The sequence below is a fragment of the Nostoc sp. FACHB-110 genome (genome assembly GCF_014697425.1).
Classification (GTDB): Bacteria; Cyanobacteriota; Cyanobacteriia; order Cyanobacteriales; family Nostocaceae; genus Nostoc_B.
On sequence record NZ_JACJRU010000011.1, the window covers coordinates 114,269 to 139,881 of the forward strand.

Consider the following 25,613-nt stretch of genomic DNA (forward strand, 5'->3'; position numbering starts at 1 on the left):
TGCCAACAGCTATTCATAACACTTCATACAGCGATAATTCTCAGCTATATTAAATTAAGTTTCGTCTTCTGATTCAAGAACTTGCTAAATGGAAATACTCATTGAATCAACCAAAGAATTTGAACAAGACTTGGAAAAATTTAATAATAGAGAAAAATTTAAAATTGTTAAAAAACTCAATCGGTATGTTGACCTAATTTCCAAAAAGAGAAATTTACTAGAAAATCAAGCATTTAAACTAAAAAATATTAAATTTAATACCGAGTATGATTCTTCTCTTTATGCCTTGATAATTGATAAAGATATTAGAATCATACTTACGATTGATGACGATCCAATTTTTGATACAACAGTCATCACTTTATTTAGAGTTGTTAGTACTGAAGATGCCTCAAAAGCCTATAGTTCCATTGCTGAGTATCTCTACCAAGATTTTAGTATGCAGAATCAAGAAATTGAGGTTCACTCTAGCTAATGCCACAGATTAAACCACTTTTTGATGAGCATGGTGTAATTTATGAGGCTATGAAAATTTTGCCAGAGGAATTAAAAATTGATTTTTTAGAAGCCTTAGCCGAATTAGAAGATAATGAATGCCACAGAACTAGGAATTTTCCGAAAACTAGACTGCGAAAAGTCAAAGGAATTAAACAAGCAATCTATCGCGCCGATATTGATAAATTATCCGGATGGCGGATTCATCTGCAATACATTGATGGCAAAATTCATTTAAATGACATTATCGAAGGGCAACGCCATGATGATGTGATTGAAGTAATTAAATCTAAAAAGCACAGATATGACTAATTATTGCTGATTTTAGGATTAAATCTATTTTTATATGAGAACTGATTGAAATATAAAAAGCGGAATTACCTAACAGTATTCCAATTACAGATAAACCTGCGTCAGTCTTAATATTGTTTTTGATTGACTTTTTTAATTGATTACTTTGTCCTGTGGTCACATAATCAATTGTGAGATTGATGGTAGTTTATTTGTGCATAAATTTATTTATCTTACGTGATACAAGCTATGACACTTAATTTATATTTACTGCGACATGGAGAAACTACTTTTAGTCAAAGTGGTAATTTCTGCGGTGAAACTGATGCAGAATTGACAAAAGAAGGCTTACAAATGGCAGAGAGTTTTGCCGATGTTTATCACAAATTGAAGTGGGAAGCGGTTTATGTTAGCCCAATGAAGCGCACAATTGCAACTGCCAAACCATTTTGTGATGCCATTGGTATGGATATGCAGTTGCGTGACGGACTTAGAGAAGGTAGTTACGGTAAATGGGAAACTAAAAGTAAATCGTTTGCCCAAGAGAAGTACGCCGAAAACTATGTTAAATGGTTGACAGAACCTGCTTGGAATGCGCCCATTGGCGGAGAAACGGCGGTAGATATTGCTAACCGTTCGATGCCTGTAATTGCGGAAATTCAAGAAAAACATCCCGCAGGTAATGTTTTAGTAGTGTCCCATAAAGCGACGATTCGGATTCTGCTTTGTAGTTTGCTGGGTATTGATTTGGGACGCTATCGCTATCGGGTGAATATTTTGGTTGCGTCGGTAAGTATGGTTAAATTTGATGTGAATGGCCCTTTGTTAGAAATACTAGGCGATCGCCATCATATACCCGATCATCTCCGCTCTCGTGCCGGAACCTAAGCGGCTGTCTCTAAATGAAATTCCATCATCTCAGCATTTTGCTATCGCTGACAGCTACCCTCGCAAAAAGTTATGCTTTATAAATAATTAAAAAATTCCTGAGGAACTAACCTCAGTTCACCAGCTTTAAAGCGAGCAATTTCTAACCACAATGCCCGATGATGATGGTTTCCTGATTCAGAAAACATCAGACTTTCGATTTGGTAAAACTTCGGTTCGGCAAAATCACATTGATAAAGTTGAATTATTTCATGACCTTGCCGATTGTTATAGATAAATAAGTTTTCGATACAACCCAAATAGCGAATATTAGTTAACTGGGCTTGAATTTCTTCTTGAAATTCTCGCTGCAAAGCTTTGTGACTGGTTTCCCCAAAATCAACACCACCACCCAAGGCGCGGTAGAAAGTAGACTTGTCTGCTGGATCATAGCCTTCAGAAACAAAAATGCGATCGCCATCCCGAATTAGTCCTAAAGCTATGACCCGAATTTCTCCTGACTTACCCATTTTGTCAACTAATTATCGTAAATAGAGTACGAGCGGCTGTCCTCCTCTTCAATCGGCCAATCTTCATTTTCGCCGCCAATATACAATTGTTCAATAGTGACATATTCTTCGCTTAATTGGGTGAGAGCGTTGATTAAAATATCCAACGCGATCGCATCGCTAGTTCCTAAATCAAACCAACAACGCGCCCATTGTCCTTCATACTCAATCTCGCCCATATTGTGCATCAGTGCTAACAGGCTTTTGTCATATCCTTGAGGATCATAATCCATATAGCTGATTTCCAGCCCGGTTTCCTGAACTTGCAGGTTTTCGGCGTTAAATGCACCTAATTTACCTAAATAAAACCAAGAGTTAAACACCTCTTCTATATACTCTTTTTCTCGCTGCGAAGGTATGGTGCTAAACTGTAACCAAATCCAAACATCAAATGGATTGAATTCACGAAACTGAATGTGCATTCAATATATCTCAATTACTTTTACTCAAATAAGCATATCAAAGTGGTGAGTTAAGAGTGAACTACCTACACTGACCGCTTGCTGCAGTGTAGGCTTCCCAATTCATTGGGGATTGCCTCAGACTTGGTGGATTTTTTACGTCCACAAGCCTTTGGTCTTACATCCCCTCCTTGGGCAGAAGCGCTAGTTCCTAACGCCCATAATCGCAAACCTTCATTTCTAATATTGATTGCAGCATTGATGTCTCTATCATGCTGACGCAGGCAGTGTGGACAATCTACAAACCTAACACCCAATGAATCATAACCCTTGTGCAACATTGGAATTGGTAGTAGATAGAAGCCGAAATTTCCAGCTACTATTTAGCCGACGAAATTAAAGGTACTTACAGAGGAATGATGATTGCCATTCCCCCTAATGAGTGGTGTGTTTTTCGGAACATGACCTTCTCAGAATTATCGCAAACTCTCAAACATCTGGCAGGCCTTGTCAAGCTGAGAACTTTTCGCCGTCATCCGCGCGCTCCTAAGAAAGCTCAACCTAAACGAACTTATCTCAAGAACAAGCCTCATATCTCAACTGCTAAGATTCTAAACCAGAAAAAGCTGCAAAATCACACACCTTGAAAGGGCTAGTTTCTAGGACTTACACCTTGACAAAGTAGACGAACAATGCAGAAGCAGGAATCAGGATAAAACAGGCGATCTCTAGGACAACATCTTCTGTGCGAGACGCTACACGAAAGACGAACGCTAACTAGTTTTGCAGCCAACGCCAATTGTAGCGGTTCCAATCATAAACGCCGGAAATTTCCAATTCAGAGCCATTATAAAAGCGCACAGTACAATTGCAAGATGAGTCTTGAGCTTCACTAGTGTCATCGACGCGAATCACTGTACAAACAAACCATTCCCGCTTGCAAGGGCCATCATCTTGTACCCATTCCCAAAGAGCGTTGGAAACTTCAATGCGATCGCCTATTTTTAACTTAATTCCATCTTTAAAATCAGCATACTTGTCAAAATGATATGTTTCAACTCGATTTAACCATTGCAAACCATAGCGTTCTCTAATAAACTGCACTGAGCCTGAATCTTGATTATGCAGCCAGTCATTCAGTAATTGCACTTTCCAAGTACGCTTTTGTTGTTCCTCGGTTTGAACAAACTGTAAAAATACTAACAATTCTTCTGGAGCTAATTCATCTAAAGGATTAGCTATCTCAGACATCCTAGCGGGGGAATTCCCTGGAATTTGCTTGACTACTTGCAGTAATATCTGTTTCTGCATCTCAGAGAGAGGACAGCTAGCTACATCACAACGTTTAAAAGCTGTTTGCAATGCTGTTTCAATCTCGTCTGGGTTCATAGGTTAATAGCAATTTAAGGGTTATGTGATTAATTATTACAAAAGTTAAATAAAAGTCTCCAATCTCTTCGTTATGAAATTCAGGTAAGCTGAGGTTAAAAACAGTGCTAAGTGTTGAGTAATCACGGTAACTCTTCAGCACAAAGTCCACTGAAATTAACTAGCTACCTTTTGAAATATGGAAAAACAAAAGACCAGAACATTTTTATTAAATTTGCCAACTTTTGTCATGCAGAACTACTCGAAACTAACTCAAATAATCTTGACTTGCTGCTTCATATTGCTGATATCTTGGGTATTTATCCCTACAGCTGAAGCCTTGACACAGATTAAACTATCTGACATTTCTTATAAAGATTGTCCCCCAGAACTGGCCAAAGGAGCCGTTACTAGTGGTGGTAGTGCAGCAGCCGCTAATTGTTTTATTGTGACAGGTAAAGCAGAAAATGGCACTTATAAAACTGTCTACGACGCAGATATCTATGGTCGGATTTATGATGCGAATAACGACCCTGTATTGCAAAACCGTACCCGTCTTGGTTCTATTGCTGAAGTTCCCCCAGGAACTAGTGATTTTGAACTAAGAATTTCTGTCCCAGCAAATCAGCCACTACCTTTGCAATTAAAGCAATTTAAAGCCTCAGGATTTAGCAGTCAAGTCCGGCGTTAAGTCATGAGTGCTGAGTATAAATTTAGGATTTTTCTCAGCTTTGACCTAAGTGACTACGCTTGGCTAACAAATAATTAAGTCTGGGTTAACTAACCCAGACTCAACATCATTAAAGTAATTTGATAGTTACACAAAGCCTTGTAGACCACCAACCAGACCACTTACTACTTGGCCTACTATTTGTAGTAGTATGATTGCCAACATTGGAGAAATATCAATACCACCCAAGGGAGGGATGAAAGAACGGAAAACATTGAGATATGGGTCAGTAACTTGGCTTAAGGCAGAAAAGGGTTGATTGTACCAGTTAATAGTTGGGAACCAAGTTAACAGAACTCTAATAAATAAAAGAGCAGTATATATCTGTATGAAGGTATTAAGAGTGCTAATCAGTAAGAACATGGATGTTTTAGTTTCCTGCTAAGTTTTACAAGCGTCCTTATAGTTGATTTTAGTTTAGTCGCTGTCATGGTGTCTGTGAATTAGTGCTCATTTTGACTATGACTAGCATTTTGGGCGTATTTGATGAGTCTGATTGAGTCAGGCTATTGGTAGATTATGACATCAAGTCCATTAAAGCAGTTATAGTTGAGTGCATATTTGCCAGAAGCCGCAAAACCTCCTTGCTTGCCAGCTTCATAATTTAACGTTGCCTAGAAAAATATACTACTCTTGTAGTGAGGAACGATCGCCTGAGTTGGGAGTAGCATTACCGTTAACGTTACCCAATTGATTTCGCACTTCATCAATTGTGGCATTTAACTGAGCGATTTTATCTTCGAGCGATCGCCTAGCTGATTCCATTTCCAAACTTCCTGTGTCTGAGGCTCTCATCCGGCGTTTTGTGAAAGTTTTTTTCCCTTCTACTGCACCATTATTTAGTTCAGTTTCTTCCTCGATTGATTCTGTATCGAGCCGAGAAGTAATTATAGCCCCCAATAGGCCGCCCACTACACCACCAAAAACAGCCCCTGCTATAAAACCACTAGCAAAACCATCACGCTGACTCATATTTACCGCCTTGAAGCAATCTTACATCTTTTATTTTGTTGAGCGATTTTCCTTCTCTAGCTGCATAGTAGCTTAAGTACCAAAAATGCGATCGCCTGCATCTCCTAATCCCGGTACAATAAAACCGCGATCGTTGACGACTTCATCAATAGTTGCAGTGTAAATTATCAAACTTGGATAAGCCGCACTCAATTTTTGTAACGCAGGCGGAGCCGCCACTACACTGACAATTCGCGTCAAAGCAGGATCTACCCCCCGTTGTGTTAATTCTGCCATCGCCCGCATAATCGAGCCGCCAGTTGCTAACATCGGGTCAGTAATTAGCACCCTAGTTTGGGGGTCAAATTTCTGTGGCAATTTATTGAGATAACACCGAGCTTCTAACGTTTCTTCATCACGCGCCAAGCCCAAATGATAAATCGAAGCCAAAGGTAACAAAGTTTGCGCGCCTTCTAGCAAGCCTAATCCCGCTCGTAAAATCGGCACTACTGCCACAGGAACCTCTGGATTAATAAATGTTGCTGGGCAAGTCTCCAAAGGAGTCTGCACCGTGCTTTCTAGCGTCGGCAACCACTCTCGCGCCGCTTCGTAAGTGAGCCATCGACCTAACTCAGTAATCGCACTCCGAAATAATACTGAAGGTGTAGCAGCATCACGCGCAACTGCTAGCCAGTGCTTAATTAAGGGGTGGGGTGGAACGTAAACACGCAACTGTACCGTCATAGCCGAAAATTGGCACTTTTGATTCTAGATGAACTGAAACCTCATCATACTCCTTCCTGCGTATGGCTGACAGCTAAAATCAACACCCTAAAAATTATTGAAAATCTTTTTCATTAACAGTTGACAGCTATTCTCAATCACAGTTATATTATTAGTCAGTGTTCTCCTCTCTTTAAGGATCGGCAGACGGGATTAGCCAGCGGTAGCAGGCTTGTCCCTCTTTTTTTGTGTGTTGGTCATTAGTCAATTGTTTGGGTTTGAGGTGTAAAAACACAGTGATGAGGAAAATCGCTAAATTTGCTCCATAAAATGAGATGAGCCAAATCTTTTTGTATTTTGTATTTTGTAATACTAATAACCAAGGACAATTGACTAATCACAAAGGACAAATTATCAATGACAAAAGAATTTGATGCCATTATCATCGGCTCTGGTATAGGTGGCTTGGTGACAGCAACTCAACTAGCAGCCAAAGGCGCAAAAGTCTTAGTGCTAGAAAGTTATCTGATTCCTGGTGGTAGTGCAGGCTATTTTGAACGTCAAGGTTATCGCTTTGATGTTGGAGCCTCAATGATTTTTGGACTAGGACACAAAGGTACAACAAATTTATTGACGCGCGCTCTTGATGCCGTAAATGTTCATCTAGAAACAATACCCGATCCAGTCCAAATTCATTATCATCTTCCCGATGGATTAGATATTAAAGTTGATCGGGTTTATGACAAATTTTTGCAAAATCTTACTGCTTACTTTCCTCAAGAAGCAAGAGGTATTCGTTGCTTTTATAACGAATGTTGGCAAGTTTTTAATTGCCTTAACAGTATGGATTTATTGTCACTAGAAGAACCTCGGTATCTCATCCGAATGTTTTTACAGCACCCTTTAGCGTGTCTTGGTTTAGTGAAATATTTGCCAAAAAATGTTGGAGATATTGCCCGACTTCATATCAAAAACCCCCTGTTGTTGAAATTTCTGGATATGGAATGTTACTGCTGGTCGGTAGTTCCAGCGAACATGACACCCATGATTAATGCGGGGATGGTCTTTTCTGACAGACATTATGGTGGTGTGAATTACCCTAAAGGCGGAGTCGGAATCATTGCTCAAAAATTGGCAGAAGGCTTAGAAAAAGCTGGAGGTCAAATTCAGTATCAAGCTAGAGTAAAAAAGATTCTGATTCAAAAAGGCCGTGCTATCGGTGTTGAACTAGCTAATGGTCAAATTTATCGAGGTAAACGCATAGTTTCTAATGCTACACGCTGGGATACATTTGGTAAATTAATTCCCGTAGATAAAATACCCAATAATGAGAAAAAATGGCAACAACGTTATGAAAAATCACCAAGCTTTTTGAGTTTACATCTCGGGGTGAAAAGTTCTGTTTTACAAAAAGATACAGAATGCCATCATATTTTATTGGAAGATTGGGCAAACATGCGCGCCGCAGAGGGGACTATCTTTGTTTCCATTCCCACATTGCTCGATCCAGATTTAGCACCTGAAGGATATCACATTATTCATACCTTTACGCCTCACTGGATAGATGAATGGGAAGGGTTATCTGTCAGTGAGTATGAAGCGAAAAAAGAAGCAGCCGCTTGGCGAATTATTGACCGCTTAGAAAAAATTTTTCCTGGTTTAGATGCAGGCTTAGATTATTTAGAGGTAGGCACACCCCGCACCCACCGCCGCTTTTTAGGGCGAGAAGACGGCACATACGGGCCAATTCCCCGACGCAAATTATGGGGTTTATTAGGAATGCCCTTTAACCGCACAGCTATTCGAGGACTTTATTGCGTCGGTGATAGCACTTTTCCCGGTCAAGGGTTAAATGCTGTAGCTTTTTCTGGCTTTGCTTGCGCCCATCGCATCGCTGTAGATTTGGGAATTGGTAAGTAGGTCGTTTCAATTCAAGCAACTTGAGAAATTCGTTGTTGGATAGGAATTTTGACGAGAAATTCTGTACCAGATCCGGGAGTAGATTTACAGCTAATGTAACCACGGTGCTTGTCTACAATAATTTGGTGGCTGATAGATAAACCTAATCCAGTACCTTTACCTGTGGGTTTAGTCGTAAAGAAAGGTTCAAATAACTTTGCTTGGACTTCTTGGGAAATTCCAGGGCCGTTATCCACAATGCGAATCACAACCCAATCATCACCAATTTTGTGGGTATGAATTTCAATTCGGCTAGGGTTGTGGTGAATTTCTTCTAAAGAACGGCGTTTATCATATTCTTCTAAAGCGTCAATGGCGTTAGAAAGAATATTCATAAACACTTGGTTAATTTGCACAGCGTAACATTCTACGGGTGGTAATAGACCATAATATTTGATGACTTCAATTTCGGGATGGTCATATTTTTGTTTAAGTCGATAATTTAAAATTGTTAGTGCCCCTTCTAGACATTCATGAATGTCTGTTTGGCTGAGGTTTGTATCGTCTGTACGGGAGAAGATACGCATAGATTTGACAATTTCTCGAATGCGGCGTGCGCCAAAATTCATAGAATTGAGTAACTTTAATAAATCACTTTCAATAAATTCTAGGTCTGTGACTTCTAATTGTGCTTGAATGCGCGATGTTGGCTGGGGATATTCGGCTTGATATAAATGCAAAATATTTAATAATTCTTGAGTATATTCGTTGGCATGAATGAGATTGCCATAAATGAAGTTTACGGGGTTATTAATCTCATGAGCGATGCCTGCAACCATCTGTCCTAGGCTGGAAAGTTTTTCACTTTGAATTAATTGAATTTGGACTTTTTTGAGGTTGTCGTAAGCTTGGCTAACTTCAGCAACTTTCTGCTCTAATAGCAGATTTTTATGTTCTAGTTTGACAGTTAAATCATGTAATTTTAAGTGTAATTTAACTCGTGATAAAACTTCTTCTTGTTGAAATGGTTTAGTGATATAGTCTACTGCACCAACTTGAAAACCTGCGATTTTGTTGGTGGTATCAGATAAGGCCGTCATAAAGATAACGGGAATATCTTGAGTATGGCGATCGGCCTTTAATAGACGACAGGTTTCAAATCCATCTATTTCGGGCATCATAACATCTAATAAAATTAAGTTGGGTAGAGCATATTTAACTCGCTCTAGGGCGATTTTTCCTGATTTTGCTACCCACACTTCTAGACCTGCCTGATCTAAAGCATCAGACAAAACACCTAAATTAGCAGAATTATCATCAACAATTAAAACTGTTGGAGTTTGTTCGATTGTAAGGCTCATAAAGCTTACTTGTGAGGGTGAATTAATGCCAGAATTTCTTGGTCTTGAAAGTCTTGTGCTAGTTGATGCAGCTGTTTAGTAAAGGGAAGATATTTGGGATCTATTTGTGAGATTAACGCTGCTTGTTTTATGATTCCCTTAAAATTCCCCTTCATTACTAATTCATAAAGAGTTTCTATCTCGGCAGGAGGTGGCAATACTAGTTCAGTACTATCTAGAATTAATGGGTTTTCTGTGGTTTGCTCTTCATACAGCCACTCTAAATCGAGATATTTTCGCAATTTTTGAAATAATGCGATCGCCTGCACTGGTTTCGCCATAAAATCGTTACCACCAGCTTCAATGCTGCGATGTTGGTCGCTTTCAAACACGCTGGCTGAAGACACAATAATGATGATGTGTTTAAAAGTTTCGGACTGGCGAATGCGGTGAATTAACTCAAAACCATCCAGTTCTGGCATTAACAAGTCAGTAATCACTAAATCTGGCTGAAATTGGGCGATTTTTTGCCAACCTTCTGCACCATCATTGGCTTCTGTAACTTCAAACCCAATGGGAGCCAGCAAGTTATAAATCACAGAGCGATTTTCCCATTTATCATCTACAACTAAAATCTTGGGTTTGCGGTCTTTAATGCCGATAATTTGTCCATAATCATCAGCTTGGGAAGTTTTCACCCATTCTTGCGCTTCTGGTAAGTCAACATCAAACCAAAAAATACTGCCAATGCCAATTTCACTTTGAACGTGAATAGTACTATCCATCAGTGCCACAATTCTTTGGCTAATGGCTAATCCTAAGCCTGTACCTTCGATTTGTCGCCGTCTGTCGCCTACTTGCTCAAAAGGTTGAAAGATGGCTTGGAGTTTTTCTTGGGGGATACCTACACCTGTGTCGCGGACTTCAAAGCGGATTTTACCTTCGGCGGCATAGCTGATGGTAAAGCTGACTTGACCCGCATCAGTAAATTTAATGGCGTTACTGAGGAGGTTAATTAAGACTTGGCGCAGGCGTTTTTCATCGGCGCGGATACCAATGGGTAATTCGCTGGCAAATTGATAACTGAATTGAATACCTTTGAGTTCCGCACGAATGCGACACATTTCGGCAACACCTTGCAGAAAAGCCGGCAAGTGGAAATCACTGGTCATCAGTTCCACTTTTTGGGCTTCGATTTTTGACAAGTCGAGGATGTCGTTGATTAAGGTGAGCAAATGGGAACCACACTGATAAATCACATCAATGCGCGATCGCTCGTCTTGTTGAAGATGTTTGGAACGTTGTAAAATTTGGGCATAGCCGAGAATACCATTGAGTGGTGTGCGTAATTCATGGCTCATGTTAGCTAAAAATTCGCTTTTGGCATAACTGGCTGCTTCTGCGGCTTCTTTGGCTTGGGCGAGGGCAAATTCAGCTTGTTTGCGATCGCTAATATCGCGTGTTATGGCAACCATACCGAGAATATTGCCTTGGGTATCTCGCCAAGGTGCTTTTGTCGTGAGAAAAGTGGTTGTCACTGCATCTTTGACAACTTCTTCCTCAAAAGTCTGGGGTTTGCCTGTGGTGATCACTTCCCGGTCTTTTTCCATGATTGCCGAGGCTAAATCTAAAGGCAAAATTTCCGTGTCGTCTTTGCCAATAATCTCTTCGATTGGTTTGCCGATAAAATTGGCTAAATTAGAGTTTAAGGCGACATGACGACCTTGGCAGTCTTTGACAACAATAAAGTCTGGCGTACTTTCTAAAATCGAAGCTAGGAGGATGTTGTTTTCGCGTAACTCTTCTTCAGCTTGTTTGCGATCGTGAATATCAGTACAAGTGCCAACCCATTCCTGGATACTACCATCTGCCGTTAATATCGGTACACCCCGCGTGATGATATGACGATACTCGCCATCATACCGTCGCAGTCGAAATTCTTGCTGATATTTGGTGCGCGTTTGCACAGCAATTTCCCATGCTTGCGCTATGTGAGGACGATCATCAGGATGAATCGCATTTAACCATCCCCAACCTTGAGACTCTTCTATGGTTTGTCCAGTAAATGTGTTCCAAGCTTGATTTTCATAGGTCGTCACGCCATTGGCTGGTACTGTCCAAATCATTTCCGAAGTGGCAGTACTCAAATATCGATAACGTTCTTCGCTACGTTGAAGAGCAATTTCAGTTTCTTTGCGTTGTGTAATGTTTTGGGTAAACATCATGATGCCACCAATTTCACCATTAGCGAGATGCCAAGGACGAATTGACCAATTCACCCATTCTATGGAACCATCAGCACGGGGGAAGGAATCTTCTTCTTGTTGAGCAATTGCTCCTGCTAAACACTGTTGGTGAACTTGTTTCCAGGCTTCAGGTACATCAGGAAAAATTTCGTAATGAGATTTCCCAATAATGTCTTTGGTTAATTTATAGTCTTCTAGCCATTTATGGCTGACAGCTAGATAGCGCATATCTCGATCAAATATGACTATCCCCATCGGGACATATTCAATTGATTGATGTATGGCTTGTTCTATTAAATTGAAATTTCTTTCAGTTTTGGCTTCCATCCCCTCAGATTGAGCTTGTTGGGGGTTGGTTTGCTCTGATGTTTCGCTCATGCTTGTTGGTTATTTGTTCTCCTGCAAGTTTTCTGAGGGGAACCCACTATGTAAATGTGTGGGTTAATATCGGGAAATAGATTGGAGTCGTTAGCAAACCTACCTGATATTCAGAGTTCCCTAAAAATTCAGCAAACGAACAACAAAACAGTGAAGATGAGCAGATTAAATTTATTTAATAAAATTAAAATTTATGATTTATAGCGTTGCCAATTCTGGTGATGTACAAAATCACAGCCTACGCAGAAGCTCATTGCCCCTAGCTGATACTAAAAATATCTATTTGATTTATAGCGTTGCCAATTCTGGTGATGTACAAAATCACAGCCTACGCAGAAGCTCATTGCCCCTAGCTGATACTAAAAATATCTATTTGTAGAGTTTTTTCTCACCCAGAGTGAGAATACCCCATATTTGGGGCATCCTATGATTTTAAATTTGTTCAAGTCGAAATAATTTGAACTTTACTTGCGGCTGTTGTGGCTTTTTCTCTTGCTTGTTGAACATTCTCAGCCTGAGCTAAAGCGACACCCATACGGCGATAAGGATGAGCCGAAGGTTTACCAAATAATTTTATATCGACATTTTTTTGGGCTAAAGCTTCAGCCACACCAATAAAAGAAATTGAATCTGATTTTTCTGAGGCTAAAATTACTGCACTCGCTGAAGGGCCAAACTGTTCAATATGAGGAATGGGTAAGCCTAAAACCGCCCTTAAATGTAATTCAAATTCATTCAAATTTTGAGAAATTAATGTCACCATCCCTGTATCATGGGGTCGGGGTGAAAGTTCCGAAAAGATGACTTCATCTTTAGTGATGAAAAATTCCACACCAAAAATTCCGGCTCCACCTAAAGCATCGGTGACTTTTTTCGCTATAGCTTGAGATTGTAAGATTTTATCTTCAGCTATGCCTGCTGGTTGCCAAGACTCTTGATAGTCGCCTCTTTCTTGACGATGACCGATAGGTGAACAGAAAATTGTTGGGGCATTCCATTGCTTAATTGTCAGCAATGTAATTTCAATTTCAAAGTTAATAAATTCCTCTACAATGACTTTTTGACTATCACCTCTAGAATTTGCGATCGCATAATTCCAAGCCTGTTCAACTTCATCTTGATTCGCCACTACAGATTGACCTTTTCCAGAAGATGACATTACAGGTTTGACTACATTGGGAAAGCCAATTTCATCAGAGATTGCGATTAATTCTTCTAAAGTGACAGCATAACCATATTTAGCAGTTCTAATGCCTAACTCTTTGTTTGCCAATTCCCGAATTCTATCGCGGTTCATTGTGTAGTTAGTCGCCGCCGCCGTCGGAATAACTGTAATCCCTCTTTGTTCAAATTCTAGTAGCTTTTCTGTTCTAATTGCTTCAATTTCTGGTATTATTAAATCAGGCTGATGCTTTGTCACCACTGCTTCTAAATCATCCGCACTCAGCATAGAAATAACTTCCGCACAATCAGCAACCTGCATCGCTGGGGCATTGGCATAGCGGTCAACAGCAATTACATAATTACCCAACCGTTGCGCCGCAATTACGAATTCTTTTCCGAGTTCGCCTGAACCCAAGAGCATCAGTTTTTTGGGCAACTTAATCGAATCACTCATCAATTTATCCAGAAAATTTTCAGTATCATCATCTTATAATTTTTTGGATTTTAATCATCATTACTTTGATGAGTAAATTTAGCCCCGCGCAACTTTAAATCTTGATACTGTAGCTGAGTTAAACCACTACCTTCACCAAACTGACATCCTGCGACTAAAGCCTCTGTCCAAATAGTTTCATTCAGCGTTGCACCTGTTAAATCAGCGTTGCGTAAGTCTGCTTTCGTAAAGTTAGCAAACAGGAGGTCAGCATTAACTAGGCTGCTATGTTGTAGATTTGCATTAGTTAAGTTACCTCTAATAAAATTTACCTCATCTAATCTCAAATTAGATAAATCAGCCCCAACTAAATAAGGAAACTTTAGCTGCTGAGGATTTTGTAAGAATCGCATCATACACACTATATTGGCTTCATTTAATTGAATTTTGGTTAAAAACTCATAACGCCCTATTCCCAATTGCTTGAGAGTTTTTAACCGTTGTTCAGGATGCTGTTGTAAAAATTCAATTGCTCTATTTTGTAATTCTCGAGTGGATGAATCAAGCATTATGAATATTAAACACTGTTAAGAAATATTTTATACTTATTTAATAGGCAAGACTATCTTAATTGTAGTACCTTTGTTAATCCGGGAAATACATTCAATAGAGCCACTATGTTGCTCAACAATGATTTGATGGCAAATAGATAAACCTAAACCTGTGCCTTGACCAACAGGCTTAGTAGTAAAAAAAGGTTGGAAAATACTTTGACAAATATCTTCGCTCATCCCACAGCCATTGTCAGTAACTGAGATAGTAACTTGATTTTCCTGGGATTGGAATGTGCTAATCCAAATAGTTGGGATTTCATCTTTATTACCATTAAAAAAGCTTTCTTTTTCAGTTAAAGCATCAATGGCATTAGTAATTAGGTTGAGAAATACTTGATTTAAAAGGCGAGGATTACAATAAATGCGGGAGATTTTTCCGTAATCTTTCACTACTGAAATAGCGTGGTTGTTACTGGCAAAACGGTTAAGTCGATGTTGCAAAATTACAAGTGTACTATCAATACCTTGATGAATATCAGCTTTTTTATAGTCAGATTCATTCAAGCGCGAAAAACTAGAGAGTGATTCCACAATTTCACTAATTCTAGTTGTCCCAGTCTCCATTGATTCTAACAGTTTTGGTAAATCTAGATGGATAAACTTTAGGTCGCTGTTGGCAAGAGCTTTAGCAATTTTAGCTTCTGGGTTAGGATATACAGTGGCATAAGTCGCTAAAAGATTGAGTAAGTCAGTAGTATATTGGCGCAGATATTGTAAATTACCATGAATAAAACTGATAGGATTATTAATTTCATGGGCAACACCAGCCACCATTTTTCCTAACGCTAACATAGTTTCGCGTTGAATTAATTGCATTTGATATTGCTGTGTTTCTTTTAATTTAGATAATGCCGATTCTGCATTTTCTTTGGCTAGGCGATATTGTTCTTGAACTAAAAATAAGCGTTGTAATGTTCTGTAATAAATAGTAACACTAAATAAGACAAATAATGAGCCAAAAAAGAAAACCATTCCCGTGAGTAAGGGTATCCACTCAAATAGGCGGTTAATCGTTAAATAAATACATAAGGAATAACCACCTAAGAAAAAAACCATCAGCGAAAACATGATTCGCCAACTGAGTTTATCTGGTGCTATCTTGAATAATTTCAGAATTTTTCGTGTTTTGAGAATGGATAGTACCATTACTCCAGCGCCAAGACTAATCAATGTGGAAATCAAAGCCAGAATTATTGATGAACTTAACATCGTATTCAGCCAAAACTAAGAGCAAAATAGGCTAAACTTTCACCAAACACATAGGGAAATATTCGTTTTGAGTTGACGGTATCACAGGAATTTTAGTAAGAGAAATGATGGAACCAATATTTTAAACCTGACTGGCTAAAGTTGAAAATATTTTAATGGCAGCATCATAATCTCATCATAAAAATACCCTTACCAAAGAGCAAGGGTTGACAGACTCTATCAAGACAAATCAAAAAAACTTCAAGACAGCTTCATTAATTTTAAGATTCGATTTCGGCTAATTCTAACCAGCGTTCTGTAGCAGTATCAATTGCTTGTTTGAGGTTTTCTACTTGTTCGTAGATTTTTTGGACTTGGCTATAATTTCCTGGCGCAACTTTATTCATGGCTGTTTCGGCTTCAGCTTTTTCGGCTTCTAGTTGAGAAATTTTAGCTTCTAATTGTTCAAATTCACGCTTCTCCCAATTGGATAACCGACGGCGTTTTTTGGGTTCGCTATCTTTAGTTTGAGTAGCTGTTTGGGCTGCGGAATTTTTAGGTTTTTCTTGAGTTTTTGCTGCTTCTTGTTGTGCTGCTTCTTCGGCTTTTTTATAATCGAGATAAACTGAATAATTCCCCGGATATTGCCGAATATTGCCGCCTTCTTCTAAGGCAAAGATTGTGTCTACAGTGCGGTCTAAAAAGTAGCGATCGTGCGACACTGCTATTACACTACCAGAAAAGTCTTCTAAATAGTCTTCTAAGACTGCTAATGTCTGCACATCTAAATCGTTAGTAGGTTCGTCTAAGATTAAAACATTGGGCGCGCTGATTAATATACGTAGCAAGAATAAACGGCGTTTTTCGCCACCCGAAAGTTTATGAATTGGCGCGTACTGTTGGTTTCCGGGAAAGAGAAACCTTTCTAACATTTGGGATGCAGTAATTTTTGTGCCATCAGCAATTTGCACAAATTCGCCTTCTTCTTTGATGTAGTCAATCACGCGCTGATTTTCATTCAAAGCTGTGAGTAATTCTTCGGAATGTTGGTCAAAATAACCAATGTGAATTGTCGAACCAATCTCTACATTACCAGAATCTGGCTGTACACGTCCGGTAATCATATTCATTAAAGTAGACTTACCTGCGCCGTTTCCGCCAATAATACCAATGCGGTCTTCGGGGCTGAATTCGTAAGTAAAATCTTTAATCAGAGTTCTATCGTTATAAGCTTTAGAAATATTCTGGATGTCAATAACTTTTTTACCGATGCGGCGGCTGACTGTGGAAATATCTACTTTGCCTAAACCTTGTTTAAATTCGGTTTCGCGCATGGCATGGATGCGCTGAATTCTGGCTTTTTGTTTGGTACTTCTAGCTTTGGGGCCACGCTTTAACCATTCTAATTCTCGCCGCAATACTCCTTGATGTTTGCGTTGAGTGCTGGCGGCTGATTCTTCGGCTAGGGCTTTCTTTTCGAGGTAATATGAATAGTTACCTGTGTAGGTGTAAATGTCACCTCTATCGATTTCGATGATGCGATTGGTGACTTTATCTAAGAAATAGCGATCGTGTGTAATCAATAATAATGCGCCGCGAAAGCGATTTAAATAACTTTGTAACCATTCTACAGAGAGTGCATCTAGATGGTTTGTCGGCTCATCCATCAGTAAAACATCTGGTTCTGCAAGCAAGGCTGTAGCTAAGGCTATGCGCTTACGATATCCTCCCGATAATGTAGCTATGGGTGCATCAAAATCGGCAATTCCTAATTTTGTCAGAATTATTTTCGCGTTAGTTTCTAGTTCCCATGCGCCTGTTGCGTCCATTCTTTGCATAACGCTAGACAGGCGAGACATTAACTGAGTATCTTCAGGATAATGGGCGAGTTTATCTGATAGTTCTTCGTATTGGCGTACTAATATCATTTGTTCGCCACTGTCAGCAAAAACTTGCTCTAAAACTGTGCGACTTTCGTCTAAATCTGGTTGTTGGGGTAAGTAAATGATTTTAGCACCGGAGTTGGTGATAATTTGCCCACTATCAACTGTTTCTAGCCCGGCAATCATTTTTAATAGTGTTGATTTACCAGAACCATTAGTACCAATTAAACCAACTTTATCATTAGCATCAATGCTAAAGTTAGCGTCTTTTAATATTTCTTTGATACCAAAATCTTTTTTAACAGATTGGAGCGTAATAATACTCATAATATAGATTTGTTATTTGCGATCGCCCGCCAGTAGGCAAGGTTCTTACCTTACCTACATTGTCCCAAATTTTAGGCAAATAAATCGAGGGGTAGATGTCCATACATTTCGTTGATTCCTCTTTCATCATAAGATTGGCAAGATACTAATACACCGCGATGATGTCCAGCGTAGGAATCAAGGTAGCACAGACCATTTTTGCCGTTTAATTTGATATAAACTGGCCCTTCGGTGGTGGGTAAATCAGCTGGGACTCCATAACCTAAAGCCCGTGAGTAAGTTTTCATCGCCAGTAGAGCTTCGGCGGCTGTGTCAGCACAAATGCCCAATATTTGATAGTCAGAAAGTTTGGTAATTAAAATTAAAGACTGACGCACCAAGGCTTTTTCCGCATTATCAAGGACTGGGGCAATATCTAAACAGTTGAATTTGTTGAGGAATTTTCTAGCATCAGCAACAGTCAGGGGGAGTTGGTTGGAGTTTGGCATAGATTTAATCATGGTTTTCGAGAATTTGCCTTTTGTGTGAGGTGAACAGAATCAATTTTAGATTTTGGACTTGGGATTTAGGATTGAATCTTGACTATAAAAGAAAGCAACGTGGGTGAGCATGATTCCTGGCATAAAGCAAAAAATCTCCCATCTTTAACCTAAAATTGTCACTGTGAAATATATTTGGTTAATTTACCTAAACTACTGTTGATTAGGAACATTCCCCAGGTTGAAAATAAAGGGTACACCACTTTGGGATTTATCACCCATAACCAAAACTTTTGGCATTTGTGCGCCACCTGTTTTCCAGGCTTCAATTGCTTCTTTTTGCAAAACTAACTGTCCGCCTTGAGCTTTGAGCGTCTCGGCTAAAAGTCTTTGTGCTTCGGCTTTACCTTTAGCGCGATTAATTTCTGCCTGGGCTTCTTGTTCTGCTTCTCTGGCTATATAAACGGCTCTTTGGGCGCGTTGTTCGGCAATTTGTTTTTCTTCTACGGCTCTGGCAAATTCAGGCGAGAAAGTCAAGTCAACTACACTAGTATCTAGCACAATTATTCCGTATTTGTCTAAGCGATCGCCTAACGCATTATCAAAGTCTTCTTTTAGTTCACTCCGTTTAGTAATAGCCTCTTCTACTGTTCTTTTGGCTGCTGCAATTTTAAATGCTTCTTGGGTTTGGGGAGCAATGATTTTTGATACTATATTTTCTAAACTTCCTTGTTTTCTTCTCACTTCTACTACCTGTGAAGGATCAAGACGGAAGTTAATGGCGAATCGTGCCGATAAATTTTGTAAATCTTTGGTGGAACTTTCGGCTGGAACTTCAAATTTCTGTACTGTTAAATCATACACATCGATCACGGAAATCAAGGGCGGTTTCAAGTGAATTCCCTCCAATAAAGCACCATCTCTAGCTTTCCCCAAAATACTAATCACGCCTGCTTGCCCTGGATTGATAATGATAAAGGCATTCAGCCCAATAATCACCAGTATTCCTAACAAAATTCCTAAAATTGTCGTTTGCCAATTACCAAATTGTTGATTTCTCAAGGTTGTATCTCCTTTTGGATTTTCCCGCAACTCCCATGTGATTGTGAGACTATATTTGCCTGTTGAGGCTGGCTAAATTTTACAAAAGTCAGATACTTCCTCTCCGTGTTATTATCAAATGCACACAATTTTAAACGACTGTGGCCATAGCATTTAATTCTCGTCAGATATTAAACCAGCGTAGACATTCAGTGCATCCCCTCCACCGCCTGCTTGACTACGGACACCAGTATCGTAAAGAAATCTGGTTGGCAATTGGTTGTTCTGTTCTGAACAAACTTTTTGATTTAGCCCCACCGGGGTTAATTGGCGTAGCAGTGGATGTAGTAGTCAAACAGCAGGATTCTATCATTGCCCAGTTGGGTGTCAAAGATGTCTTTGGACAATTTTTAATTATTTCCCTACTCACGGTTGTCATCTGGATACTAGAGTCAGTTTTTGAGTACGCTTACGCCAAACTTTGGCGCAATTTGGCGCAAAATATTCAGCATAACCTGAGATTGGATGCTTATAACCATCTACAAGATTTAGAATTAGCTTATTTTGAAGAACGCAGTACTGGTGGTTTGATGTCCATCCTTAGTGATGATATCAACCAACTAGAGCGTTTTTTGGATGTGGGAGCCAATGACATTATCCAGGTAGCCACGACAGTAGTCATTATTGGTGGAGCTTTCTTTATCTTGGCTCCTAGTGTAGCGTGGATGGCGATGTCGCCGATGCCCTTTATTCTTTGGGGTTCCTTTGCTTTTCAACGCCTGCTTGCACCGCGTTACGCTGATGTGCGCGAAAAGGTAGGTTATTTAAATGGGCGACTGGTAAATAATTTAAGTGGGATTACTACTATTAAAAGTTTCACCGCCGAAGATTATGAAAGCTATCGTTTAGCCCAAGACAGTGAAGCTTACAAAAAAAGTAATTCTAAAGCAATTAAACTCTCGGCTGCATTTGTTCCCCTCATTCGGATGCTGATTTTAGTTGGTTTCACCGCATTACTATTATATGGTGGAATGGCTGCGGTTGCGGGACAAATGACTGTTGGCACTTACAGCGTGTTGGTGTTTTTAATTCAACGGTTGTTGTGGCCTTTAACTAGGTTAGGTGATACCTTTGACCAATATCAACGGGCGATGGCTTCAACTAACCGGGTGATGAATTTATTAGATACACCAATTGCCATTCATCCGGGAAATATCGCCTTACCTGTGGAGAAAGTGCGTGGCGAAGTGCAGTTTAAAAATGTGACTTTTGCCTATAAAGATAGATTATCGGTAATTACTGATTTATCTTTGCTGATTCCGGCTGGTAAAACCATCGCCATTGTTGGTTCGACGGGTTCCGGGAAAAGTACTCTGGTGAAGCTGTTACTGCGGTTTTATGAGGTACAAAACGGCAGTATTACGGTAGATGGAATTGATATTCAAGACTTAGGTTTGCGTGATTTACGCCGTTGTATTGGCTTAGTTAGCCAAGATGTGTTTCTGTTTCACGGTACGGTAGCGGAGAATATTGCTTACGGCACGTTTGATGCGACTACCGAAGAAATCATCCAAGCGGCGAAGGTGGCAGAAGCCCATGAATTTATTCAACATCTGCCCCAAGGTTATGAGACAATTGTCGGGGAACGGGGACAAAAGTTATCTGGTGGACAACGCCAAAGAATTGCGATCGCTCGTGCAGTGTTAAAGAATCCGCCAATTTTGATTTTAGATGAGGCGACATCAGCTGTAGATAATGAAACCGAAGCCGCTATCCAGCGATCGCTAGAAAAGATTACAGTAGATAGAACCACAATTGCGATCGCTCATCGTCTTTCCACAATTCGTAATGCCGACTGTATATATGTCATGGAATATGGACAATTAGTCGAGTCGGGAACCCATGAGGAGTTGTTGGAGAGAAATGGAGTTTACGCGAGTTTGTGGCGTGTGCAGAGTGGTTTAAGATAAGTTTCGCGCAAAGGCGCAAAGGCGCAAAGAAATGATGTTTGGTAGTACCCAGCCGGAAACAGATGATAATAAATGGCGTAGTCAGTTGGATAGGTTTGTGAAGGCAAATCAACAAGAATTGGCGGCGTTATCTTGGGCATTATGGTTAGAAAATGGGGATAGCCAGGGTACTATCGGCATTGATTTACAGCCGACTCCGCATTTTGTTTATTGTCCCCAAGAAGCGGTAGAGAAATTAAACGAGAATGTGGAAAATCGGCTGCAAGAAATTATCGGAATTATTGCCCATCATCAGCCAGAAGTGGAAGTGTTGATGATTGGTATTGGTAAGGGAGAAGTTAAGTTAATTCAATTTGCATCAGAACCAACACCGCCTGAATGTTTTGCCCAAGTTGGTCAAGATGTAGATGGGTTGTTGGATTTGTTGGAACAGCGAATGAGTGGCGAGATTGTTGTTTAACGCAGAGGAATGTTGAGGAAAGCGCAAAGTTACGCAGAGAAAGATATCAATTTTCTCTGCGTGGCTTTTTGATTTATTTGCTGTGCCAAAGTTGGTAAAACTCTGGATAGTTTAGATTTTTGAGTGCCAAATTCAATTTTGAATCTTAACAGCTTATCGTTTTTAAGCACTTATCTATAAAAACAGAAAAAATTAAAAACCTCGGATATTTAGATACCGAGGCAGGGTTATATGCTAGCTAGCGGTTTTGATTACCGTTTTTATGTAGTTAATTTTTAGCTTATTTTAAGATTGCTGCTCTACTATCATGAGTAGGATAGCTCATACTAAAAAATTCAACAAAACCTCTAGCTAAAGATATAGAGACATTTCATAAAGCTTCGATTAATCGTTGCTGGGCATTTCGGCCTCAGCAATTGCTTGCTCTAAGAAAATCTTTGCATCTTCTACCTGCCCAGCTTCTAAGCAAGCATGAACGATTTTACACCATTCTACTAGCACTTTTAGCTTTTGGGTGCGACTATCAATAATGAGTGAATTTGGAACTGTAGAGTAAAGGCGAAGATTATGCATTGTGATACCTCCTGAGAAAATTTTCCTGTATCTCCATACTTCACAAATTCTCCTTTCTATTAACTTGCACCTCAGATAGATAATTAAAAATCTTTAATGTTATCTTAAGATTCTAATTTAGAATTATTTCACTAGCGATCGCAACACACATTTGGCAGAGATACAAGTAAATTTATCTCTACCCATCACTCTTTAGAGTTATCTTGAGATAGTGAAAAACTATCTTTGATATAAACTACAATTCTATTTGCCCAATTTCGCAAAACCCAAATTTTGAGCAATATCTACTTTAATACCCTATTCCATTACTGCTAACACAGACTTGGGCAATAACTTATCTTTAAACCAGACAATTCTTGCTGGTACATCATTTAATTTTACGCCAGCCTTGTCTAAATTCAGCCGCTCAGAAATTGCCAAAATCAAATTATCACATCCTGCCCGCCGCACCTGCGAAAATTTCTTTTGTAAATATTCTGGTCGCCAATAACCAACGATTTCTAATAAAAATTCCCTCCCATCAGGATGCACTAAGCGAAAATCAGGAATCATGACACTTCCAGGAATAGGAATTAAATCAACTTCTCGCTCTAACACCCAATCAGTTTTTAAAGCATCCCATTTATCAGCAAAAGAAGCCTCTAGCATACTATCGTAAGGCTTACCTTTAGAATAATGCGATACTAAACCACATTCAGAATTGAGAGTAAATCTGCCTGTTTTCCATGTATCTGTGTAAACATCACGGGTTTGTAATGTAGCTGAAAGACTCCATTTTGTAACATGCAGTAAAGCCGGAATTAATTTAGCGATCGCCAACCCATAACGCGTACTAGGATTAAATAAACTCGTCGGCCCATCTACCGTAATTGTAAAGCCGTGGTCAGCATCACCTTCTATATAAGCCATAAGTTGAAATAATTTTAAATAGCGAAATAACAGCTTATATTCTCCCGGTACATTGCGATGAGCATTTAACACTAACTGACTCGCTTTATAAAAAATTCCCTGCACTTGAGACAAATTATATCTATTTAAGATATCTACAGGCGAAGGGGTATCAAATTGCGTCAAAATTTTATTTTCTGATAAGTCAGCATACAAACCAGTCTGCACCTGTTCTAACAAAACTTCTCGCTCTAATTCTTGACTTAATTCATCAGCGATTTTGCTTAAAGTTGCTTGGGTTGATTCTCGACTCGCAACAGACTTCGCCGCCAAAGCAAAAACCCGTTCTCTTAACATTGGTGGTTCCAAAGGACTTACTACTTCAAAAGTACAAAAATTGCTTTTGATAATATAAGCTAATCCCCGTTTTATCCGATAATCTGTAGCATCACCTTCTAAATCTAAAAGCTGCTTTTCTAACTCCCCTTGAGTTTTACCTTGCGCCGCTTGAAAACACGCAATTAATTCATTAGTCAATGCCAAATGTTTATCATCAATCTTCAGCCTCTTCGGAATGATTTCTTCTCCGTTTAGGCGATGGCTTAGTAACTCCGTTGGTAACATCTTGTGAATTTTTAGTTGAATATTTTATTTCTAATTGTTCTGCCGCTTTTAAACCTTTTTCCTTACCACTTCCATAGACCACCTGCAAATTCCCTTTCTTCTCTGTGCGTCCTCCGCGCCTCTGCGGTTCGTAATCTTCCCCTCGTCGCCGCGCCGAAGTCCCTTCCTCACTCGTATCTTCTGCGATTACCTCATACAAAATCGCTTGTTTATTTTCCACATTTCCCTTACGTAAAACCCTCCCCAAACGTTGAATATATTCCCGTGTTGAACCTGTTCCCGAAAGAATAATTGCCACCGAAGCCGCCGGGACATCAACACCTTCATTCAACACATGAGAAGCCACTAAAGTATTATATTCACCTTCGCGGAATTTGGTTAAGATTTCATGGCGTTCTTTGACTGGGGTTTGATGAGTAATTGCCGGGATTAATAAGTCTTGGGAAATTTTATAAACCGTCGCATTATCAGCAGTGAAAATTAACACTCGTTCAGGATAATGGGTGGCTAATAAATCCGCTAAAATTCGCAACTTACCATCAGTTCCTAAAGCGATTTCTTTGGCTTCACGATGTGCTAACATAGCTCTACGGCCAACTTGCGATCGCGCACTCATCTGCACAAACATTTGCCAACCTTGAATACTTCCCAAAGAAATTTTCGATTGGCGTAAAAAATCATTGCGCGTTTGAATTAATTGATTGTATCTTTCGCGCTCTAGTTGGGATAATTTCACTTTTATTTGGACAATTTCATGTTCAGCTAAGGCTTTCCCCGCTAAATCTTCCGCACGTTTACGATATACCTCTCGACCAATCAAAATATTTAAATCAGCGTGTTTCCCATCTGTGCGTTCTGGTGTAGCTGATAATCCTAACCGATAAGGTGCGATCGCATATTCGGCAATTACCTTGCTAAAATCTGTCGGTAAATGATGGCACTCATCAAAAATAATCAAAGCATATTTATTGCCCAAAGCTTCTGCATGAATCGCTGCGCTATCGTAAGTCGCCACCAATATCGCTGTCTGATCCCGCGAACCGCCGCCTAGTAACCCCACCTCAGCATCGGGGAAAGCCGCCACTAAATGTGCATACCACTGGTGCATCAAATCCAAAGTTGGGACAACAATCAACGTAGTGCGGGGTGTGGCTTGCATCGCCATCTGTGCCAGATAAGTTTTACCCGCCGCCGTTGGTAGCACTACTACACCTTGTCTCCCCGCCAACTTCCAAGCCGCTAAAGCTTCACTTTGGTGGGGGTAAGGTTCCATTTCTAAACTCGCCACCAACTCTATCGGATAAAATGCTTTTGCCTCATCGATAAAATCTACATCTTCCGCTTGCAGTGCTTCTACTAAAGCGCGGTAACGAATCCCCGGAATCCGAAACTTTTCCACACGGTCATCCCAGGTAGCATAATCCATCCAAGCTTTACCGCGTGGTGGTGGGTGCAAAATTAATGTACCGCGATCGAAAGTTAATCTGGAAGTGCGAGCCATTGTCAGTTGGTAGAAGCAGACTGTAGGAGGCGTGAAAGAAGATGAGTTTCTTGTCTCAGTTCCTTCTTGATTATTAATAACGCAAAATGAGTATGATTACTGAAAATTTCTCCAAGGGGTGTTTGTATACATCAGGACTTACGCAAAAATTCGCAATTTAACAAATCAAACCCCAGAATAGCCACTGCGCTAGGCAGTTTTCCCGACTCC

Annotated in this window: 25 protein-coding genes; 7 read left to right on the forward strand and 18 right to left on the reverse strand. The window is 39.8% G+C overall.

Annotation, left to right across the window (positions count from 1 at the left end; all coding sequences use genetic code 11):
- Window positions 1-88: 88 nt before the first annotated feature.
- The 3 genes from H6G69_RS13230 to H6G69_RS13240 all read left to right on the forward strand — a co-directional run bounded on the left by H6G69_RS13230 (window position 89) and on the right by H6G69_RS13240 (window position 1,674).
- Entirely contained in the window at window positions 89-475 is a 387-nt protein-coding gene (locus tag H6G69_RS13230) for a hypothetical protein (RefSeq protein ID WP_190687252.1), read from the forward strand.
- Window positions 475-807, forward strand: a complete 333-nt coding sequence (locus H6G69_RS13235) for a hypothetical protein (RefSeq protein WP_190687254.1) — start codon at window positions 475-477, stop codon at window positions 805-807. The genes H6G69_RS13230 and H6G69_RS13235 overlap by 1 nt, the downstream gene beginning before the upstream one ends.
- Window positions 808-1,035: 228 nt before the next feature.
- A complete protein-coding gene (locus H6G69_RS13240) occupies window positions 1,036-1,674 on the forward strand; it encodes a histidine phosphatase family protein (protein ID WP_190687256.1) in 639 nt (212 codons plus the stop codon).
- Window positions 1,675-1,751: 77 nt separating this feature from the next.
- Here the strand turns inward: H6G69_RS13240 and H6G69_RS13245 are convergent, their stop codons facing one another.
- The 4 genes from H6G69_RS13245 to H6G69_RS13260 form a co-directional block, all read right to left on the reverse strand.
- Window positions 1,752-2,183 (reverse strand): NUDIX hydrolase, encoded by a 432-nt coding sequence (locus H6G69_RS13245; RefSeq protein WP_190687258.1) that lies wholly within the window; start codon window positions 2,181-2,183, stop codon window positions 1,752-1,754.
- An 8-nt stretch (window positions 2,184-2,191) separates the two neighbouring features.
- Complete coding sequence (locus H6G69_RS13250; protein WP_190687260.1) at window positions 2,192-2,644, reverse strand: DUF3531 family protein; 453 nt, start codon at window positions 2,642-2,644, stop codon at window positions 2,192-2,194.
- Window positions 2,645-2,709: 65 nt separating this feature from the next.
- Window positions 2,710-2,964, reverse strand: a complete 255-nt coding sequence (locus tag H6G69_RS13255; protein ID WP_397326923.1) for a zinc ribbon domain-containing protein — start codon at window positions 2,962-2,964, stop codon at window positions 2,710-2,712.
- A gap of 436 nt (window positions 2,965-3,400) precedes the next feature.
- Window positions 3,401-4,012, reverse strand: a complete 612-nt coding sequence (locus H6G69_RS13260; protein WP_190687262.1) for a hypothetical protein — start codon at window positions 4,010-4,012, stop codon at window positions 3,401-3,403.
- Between the two features lie 229 nt (window positions 4,013-4,241).
- Here H6G69_RS13260 and H6G69_RS13265 point away from each other — a divergent pair, with 229 nt between their 5' ends.
- On the forward strand, window positions 4,242-4,682 hold the full coding sequence (locus H6G69_RS13265; protein ID WP_190687443.1) for a biotin carboxylase: 441 nt from the start codon (window positions 4,242-4,244) through the stop codon (window positions 4,680-4,682).
- A 126-nt stretch (window positions 4,683-4,808) separates the two neighbouring features.
- On the opposite strand, the gene H6G69_RS13270 is transcribed toward H6G69_RS13265, so the two are convergent.
- The 3 genes from H6G69_RS13270 to upp all read right to left on the reverse strand — a co-directional run bounded on the left by H6G69_RS13270 (window position 4,809) and on the right by upp (window position 6,416).
- The gene (locus H6G69_RS13270) at window positions 4,809-5,084 is read right to left on the reverse strand and encodes a YggT family protein (RefSeq protein ID WP_190687264.1); all 276 of its coding nucleotides are present in this window, start codon (window positions 5,082-5,084) and stop codon (window positions 4,809-4,811) included.
- A 264-nt stretch (window positions 5,085-5,348) separates the two neighbouring features.
- On the reverse strand, window positions 5,349-5,693 hold the full coding sequence (locus H6G69_RS13275) for a hypothetical protein (RefSeq protein ID WP_190687267.1): 345 nt from the start codon (window positions 5,691-5,693) through the stop codon (window positions 5,349-5,351).
- A 72-nt stretch (window positions 5,694-5,765) separates the two neighbouring features.
- The gene (gene upp / locus H6G69_RS13280; protein WP_190687270.1) at window positions 5,766-6,416 is read right to left on the reverse strand and encodes a uracil phosphoribosyltransferase; all 651 of its coding nucleotides are present in this window, start codon (window positions 6,414-6,416) and stop codon (window positions 5,766-5,768) included.
- Between the two features lie 396 nt (window positions 6,417-6,812).
- Here upp and crtH point away from each other — a divergent pair, with 396 nt between their 5' ends.
- Window positions 6,813-8,315, forward strand: a complete 1,503-nt coding sequence (gene crtH / locus H6G69_RS13285) for a carotenoid isomerase (RefSeq protein ID WP_190687273.1) — start codon at window positions 6,813-6,815, stop codon at window positions 8,313-8,315.
- Window positions 8,316-8,326: 11 nt separating this feature from the next.
- Here crtH and H6G69_RS13290 read toward each other — a convergent pair whose 3' ends face one another.
- The 8 genes from H6G69_RS13290 to H6G69_RS13325 all read right to left on the reverse strand — a co-directional run bounded on the left by H6G69_RS13290 (window position 8,327) and on the right by H6G69_RS13325 (window position 19,408).
- A complete protein-coding gene (locus H6G69_RS13290) occupies window positions 8,327-9,655 on the reverse strand; it encodes a sensor histidine kinase (protein ID WP_190687276.1) in 1,329 nt (442 codons plus the stop codon).
- Window positions 9,656-9,660: 5 nt separating this feature from the next.
- The gene (locus tag H6G69_RS13295; RefSeq protein WP_190687279.1) at window positions 9,661-12,258 is read right to left on the reverse strand and encodes a PAS domain-containing hybrid sensor histidine kinase/response regulator; all 2,598 of its coding nucleotides are present in this window, start codon (window positions 12,256-12,258) and stop codon (window positions 9,661-9,663) included.
- A gap of 442 nt (window positions 12,259-12,700) precedes the next feature.
- Window positions 12,701-13,876, reverse strand: a complete 1,176-nt coding sequence (gene purT / locus H6G69_RS13300) for a formate-dependent phosphoribosylglycinamide formyltransferase (RefSeq protein WP_190687283.1) — start codon at window positions 13,874-13,876, stop codon at window positions 12,701-12,703.
- 50 nt (window positions 13,877-13,926) lie between these two features.
- Complete coding sequence (locus H6G69_RS13305; RefSeq protein ID WP_190687285.1) at window positions 13,927-14,424, reverse strand: pentapeptide repeat-containing protein; 498 nt, start codon at window positions 14,422-14,424, stop codon at window positions 13,927-13,929.
- Between the two features lie 36 nt (window positions 14,425-14,460).
- Window positions 14,461-15,615 carry a sensor histidine kinase gene (locus H6G69_RS13310; RefSeq protein ID WP_242072056.1) on the reverse strand — a complete coding sequence of 385 codons (1,155 nt, stop codon included), beginning with the start codon at window positions 15,613-15,615 and terminating at the stop codon, window positions 14,461-14,463.
- 323 nt (window positions 15,616-15,938) lie between these two features.
- Complete coding sequence (locus H6G69_RS13315; protein WP_190687291.1) at window positions 15,939-17,867, reverse strand: ABC-F family ATP-binding cassette domain-containing protein; 1,929 nt, start codon at window positions 17,865-17,867, stop codon at window positions 15,939-15,941.
- A 71-nt stretch (window positions 17,868-17,938) separates the two neighbouring features.
- Complete coding sequence (locus H6G69_RS13320; protein ID WP_242072057.1) at window positions 17,939-18,355, reverse strand: DUF1824 family protein; 417 nt, start codon at window positions 18,353-18,355, stop codon at window positions 17,939-17,941.
- Between the two features lie 204 nt (window positions 18,356-18,559).
- Window positions 18,560-19,408 (reverse strand): prohibitin family protein, encoded by an 849-nt coding sequence (locus H6G69_RS13325; RefSeq protein WP_190687297.1) that lies wholly within the window; start codon window positions 19,406-19,408, stop codon window positions 18,560-18,562.
- Window positions 19,409-19,548: 140 nt separating this feature from the next.
- On the opposite strand from H6G69_RS13325, the gene H6G69_RS13330 reads away from it, so the two are divergent.
- Together H6G69_RS13330 and H6G69_RS13335 are read left to right on the forward strand one after the other, a co-directional pair.
- Entirely contained in the window at window positions 19,549-21,357 is a 1,809-nt protein-coding gene (locus tag H6G69_RS13330; protein WP_190687301.1) for an ABC transporter transmembrane domain-containing protein, read from the forward strand.
- A gap of 31 nt (window positions 21,358-21,388) precedes the next feature.
- Window positions 21,389-21,817, forward strand: coding sequence for a hypothetical protein (locus H6G69_RS13335; protein ID WP_190687304.1), 429 nt, complete (start codon window positions 21,389-21,391; stop codon window positions 21,815-21,817).
- Window positions 21,818-22,201: 384 nt separating this feature from the next.
- Here H6G69_RS13335 and H6G69_RS13340 read toward each other — a convergent pair whose 3' ends face one another.
- From H6G69_RS13340 to H6G69_RS13350, 3 genes are all read right to left on the reverse strand, one after another.
- The gene (locus tag H6G69_RS13340; RefSeq protein ID WP_190687307.1) at window positions 22,202-22,390 is read right to left on the reverse strand and encodes a hypothetical protein; all 189 of its coding nucleotides are present in this window, start codon (window positions 22,388-22,390) and stop codon (window positions 22,202-22,204) included.
- A gap of 297 nt (window positions 22,391-22,687) precedes the next feature.
- Window positions 22,688-23,902, reverse strand: coding sequence for a DUF790 family protein (locus H6G69_RS13345; RefSeq protein ID WP_190687311.1), 1,215 nt, complete (start codon window positions 23,900-23,902; stop codon window positions 22,688-22,690).
- Window positions 23,832-25,403 carry a DEAD/DEAH box helicase family protein gene (locus H6G69_RS13350; RefSeq protein WP_190687313.1) on the reverse strand — a complete coding sequence of 524 codons (1,572 nt, stop codon included), beginning with the start codon at window positions 25,401-25,403 and terminating at the stop codon, window positions 23,832-23,834. Before H6G69_RS13350 ends, H6G69_RS13345 begins: the two co-directional genes overlap by 71 nt.
- Window positions 25,404-25,613 lie beyond the last annotated feature (210 nt).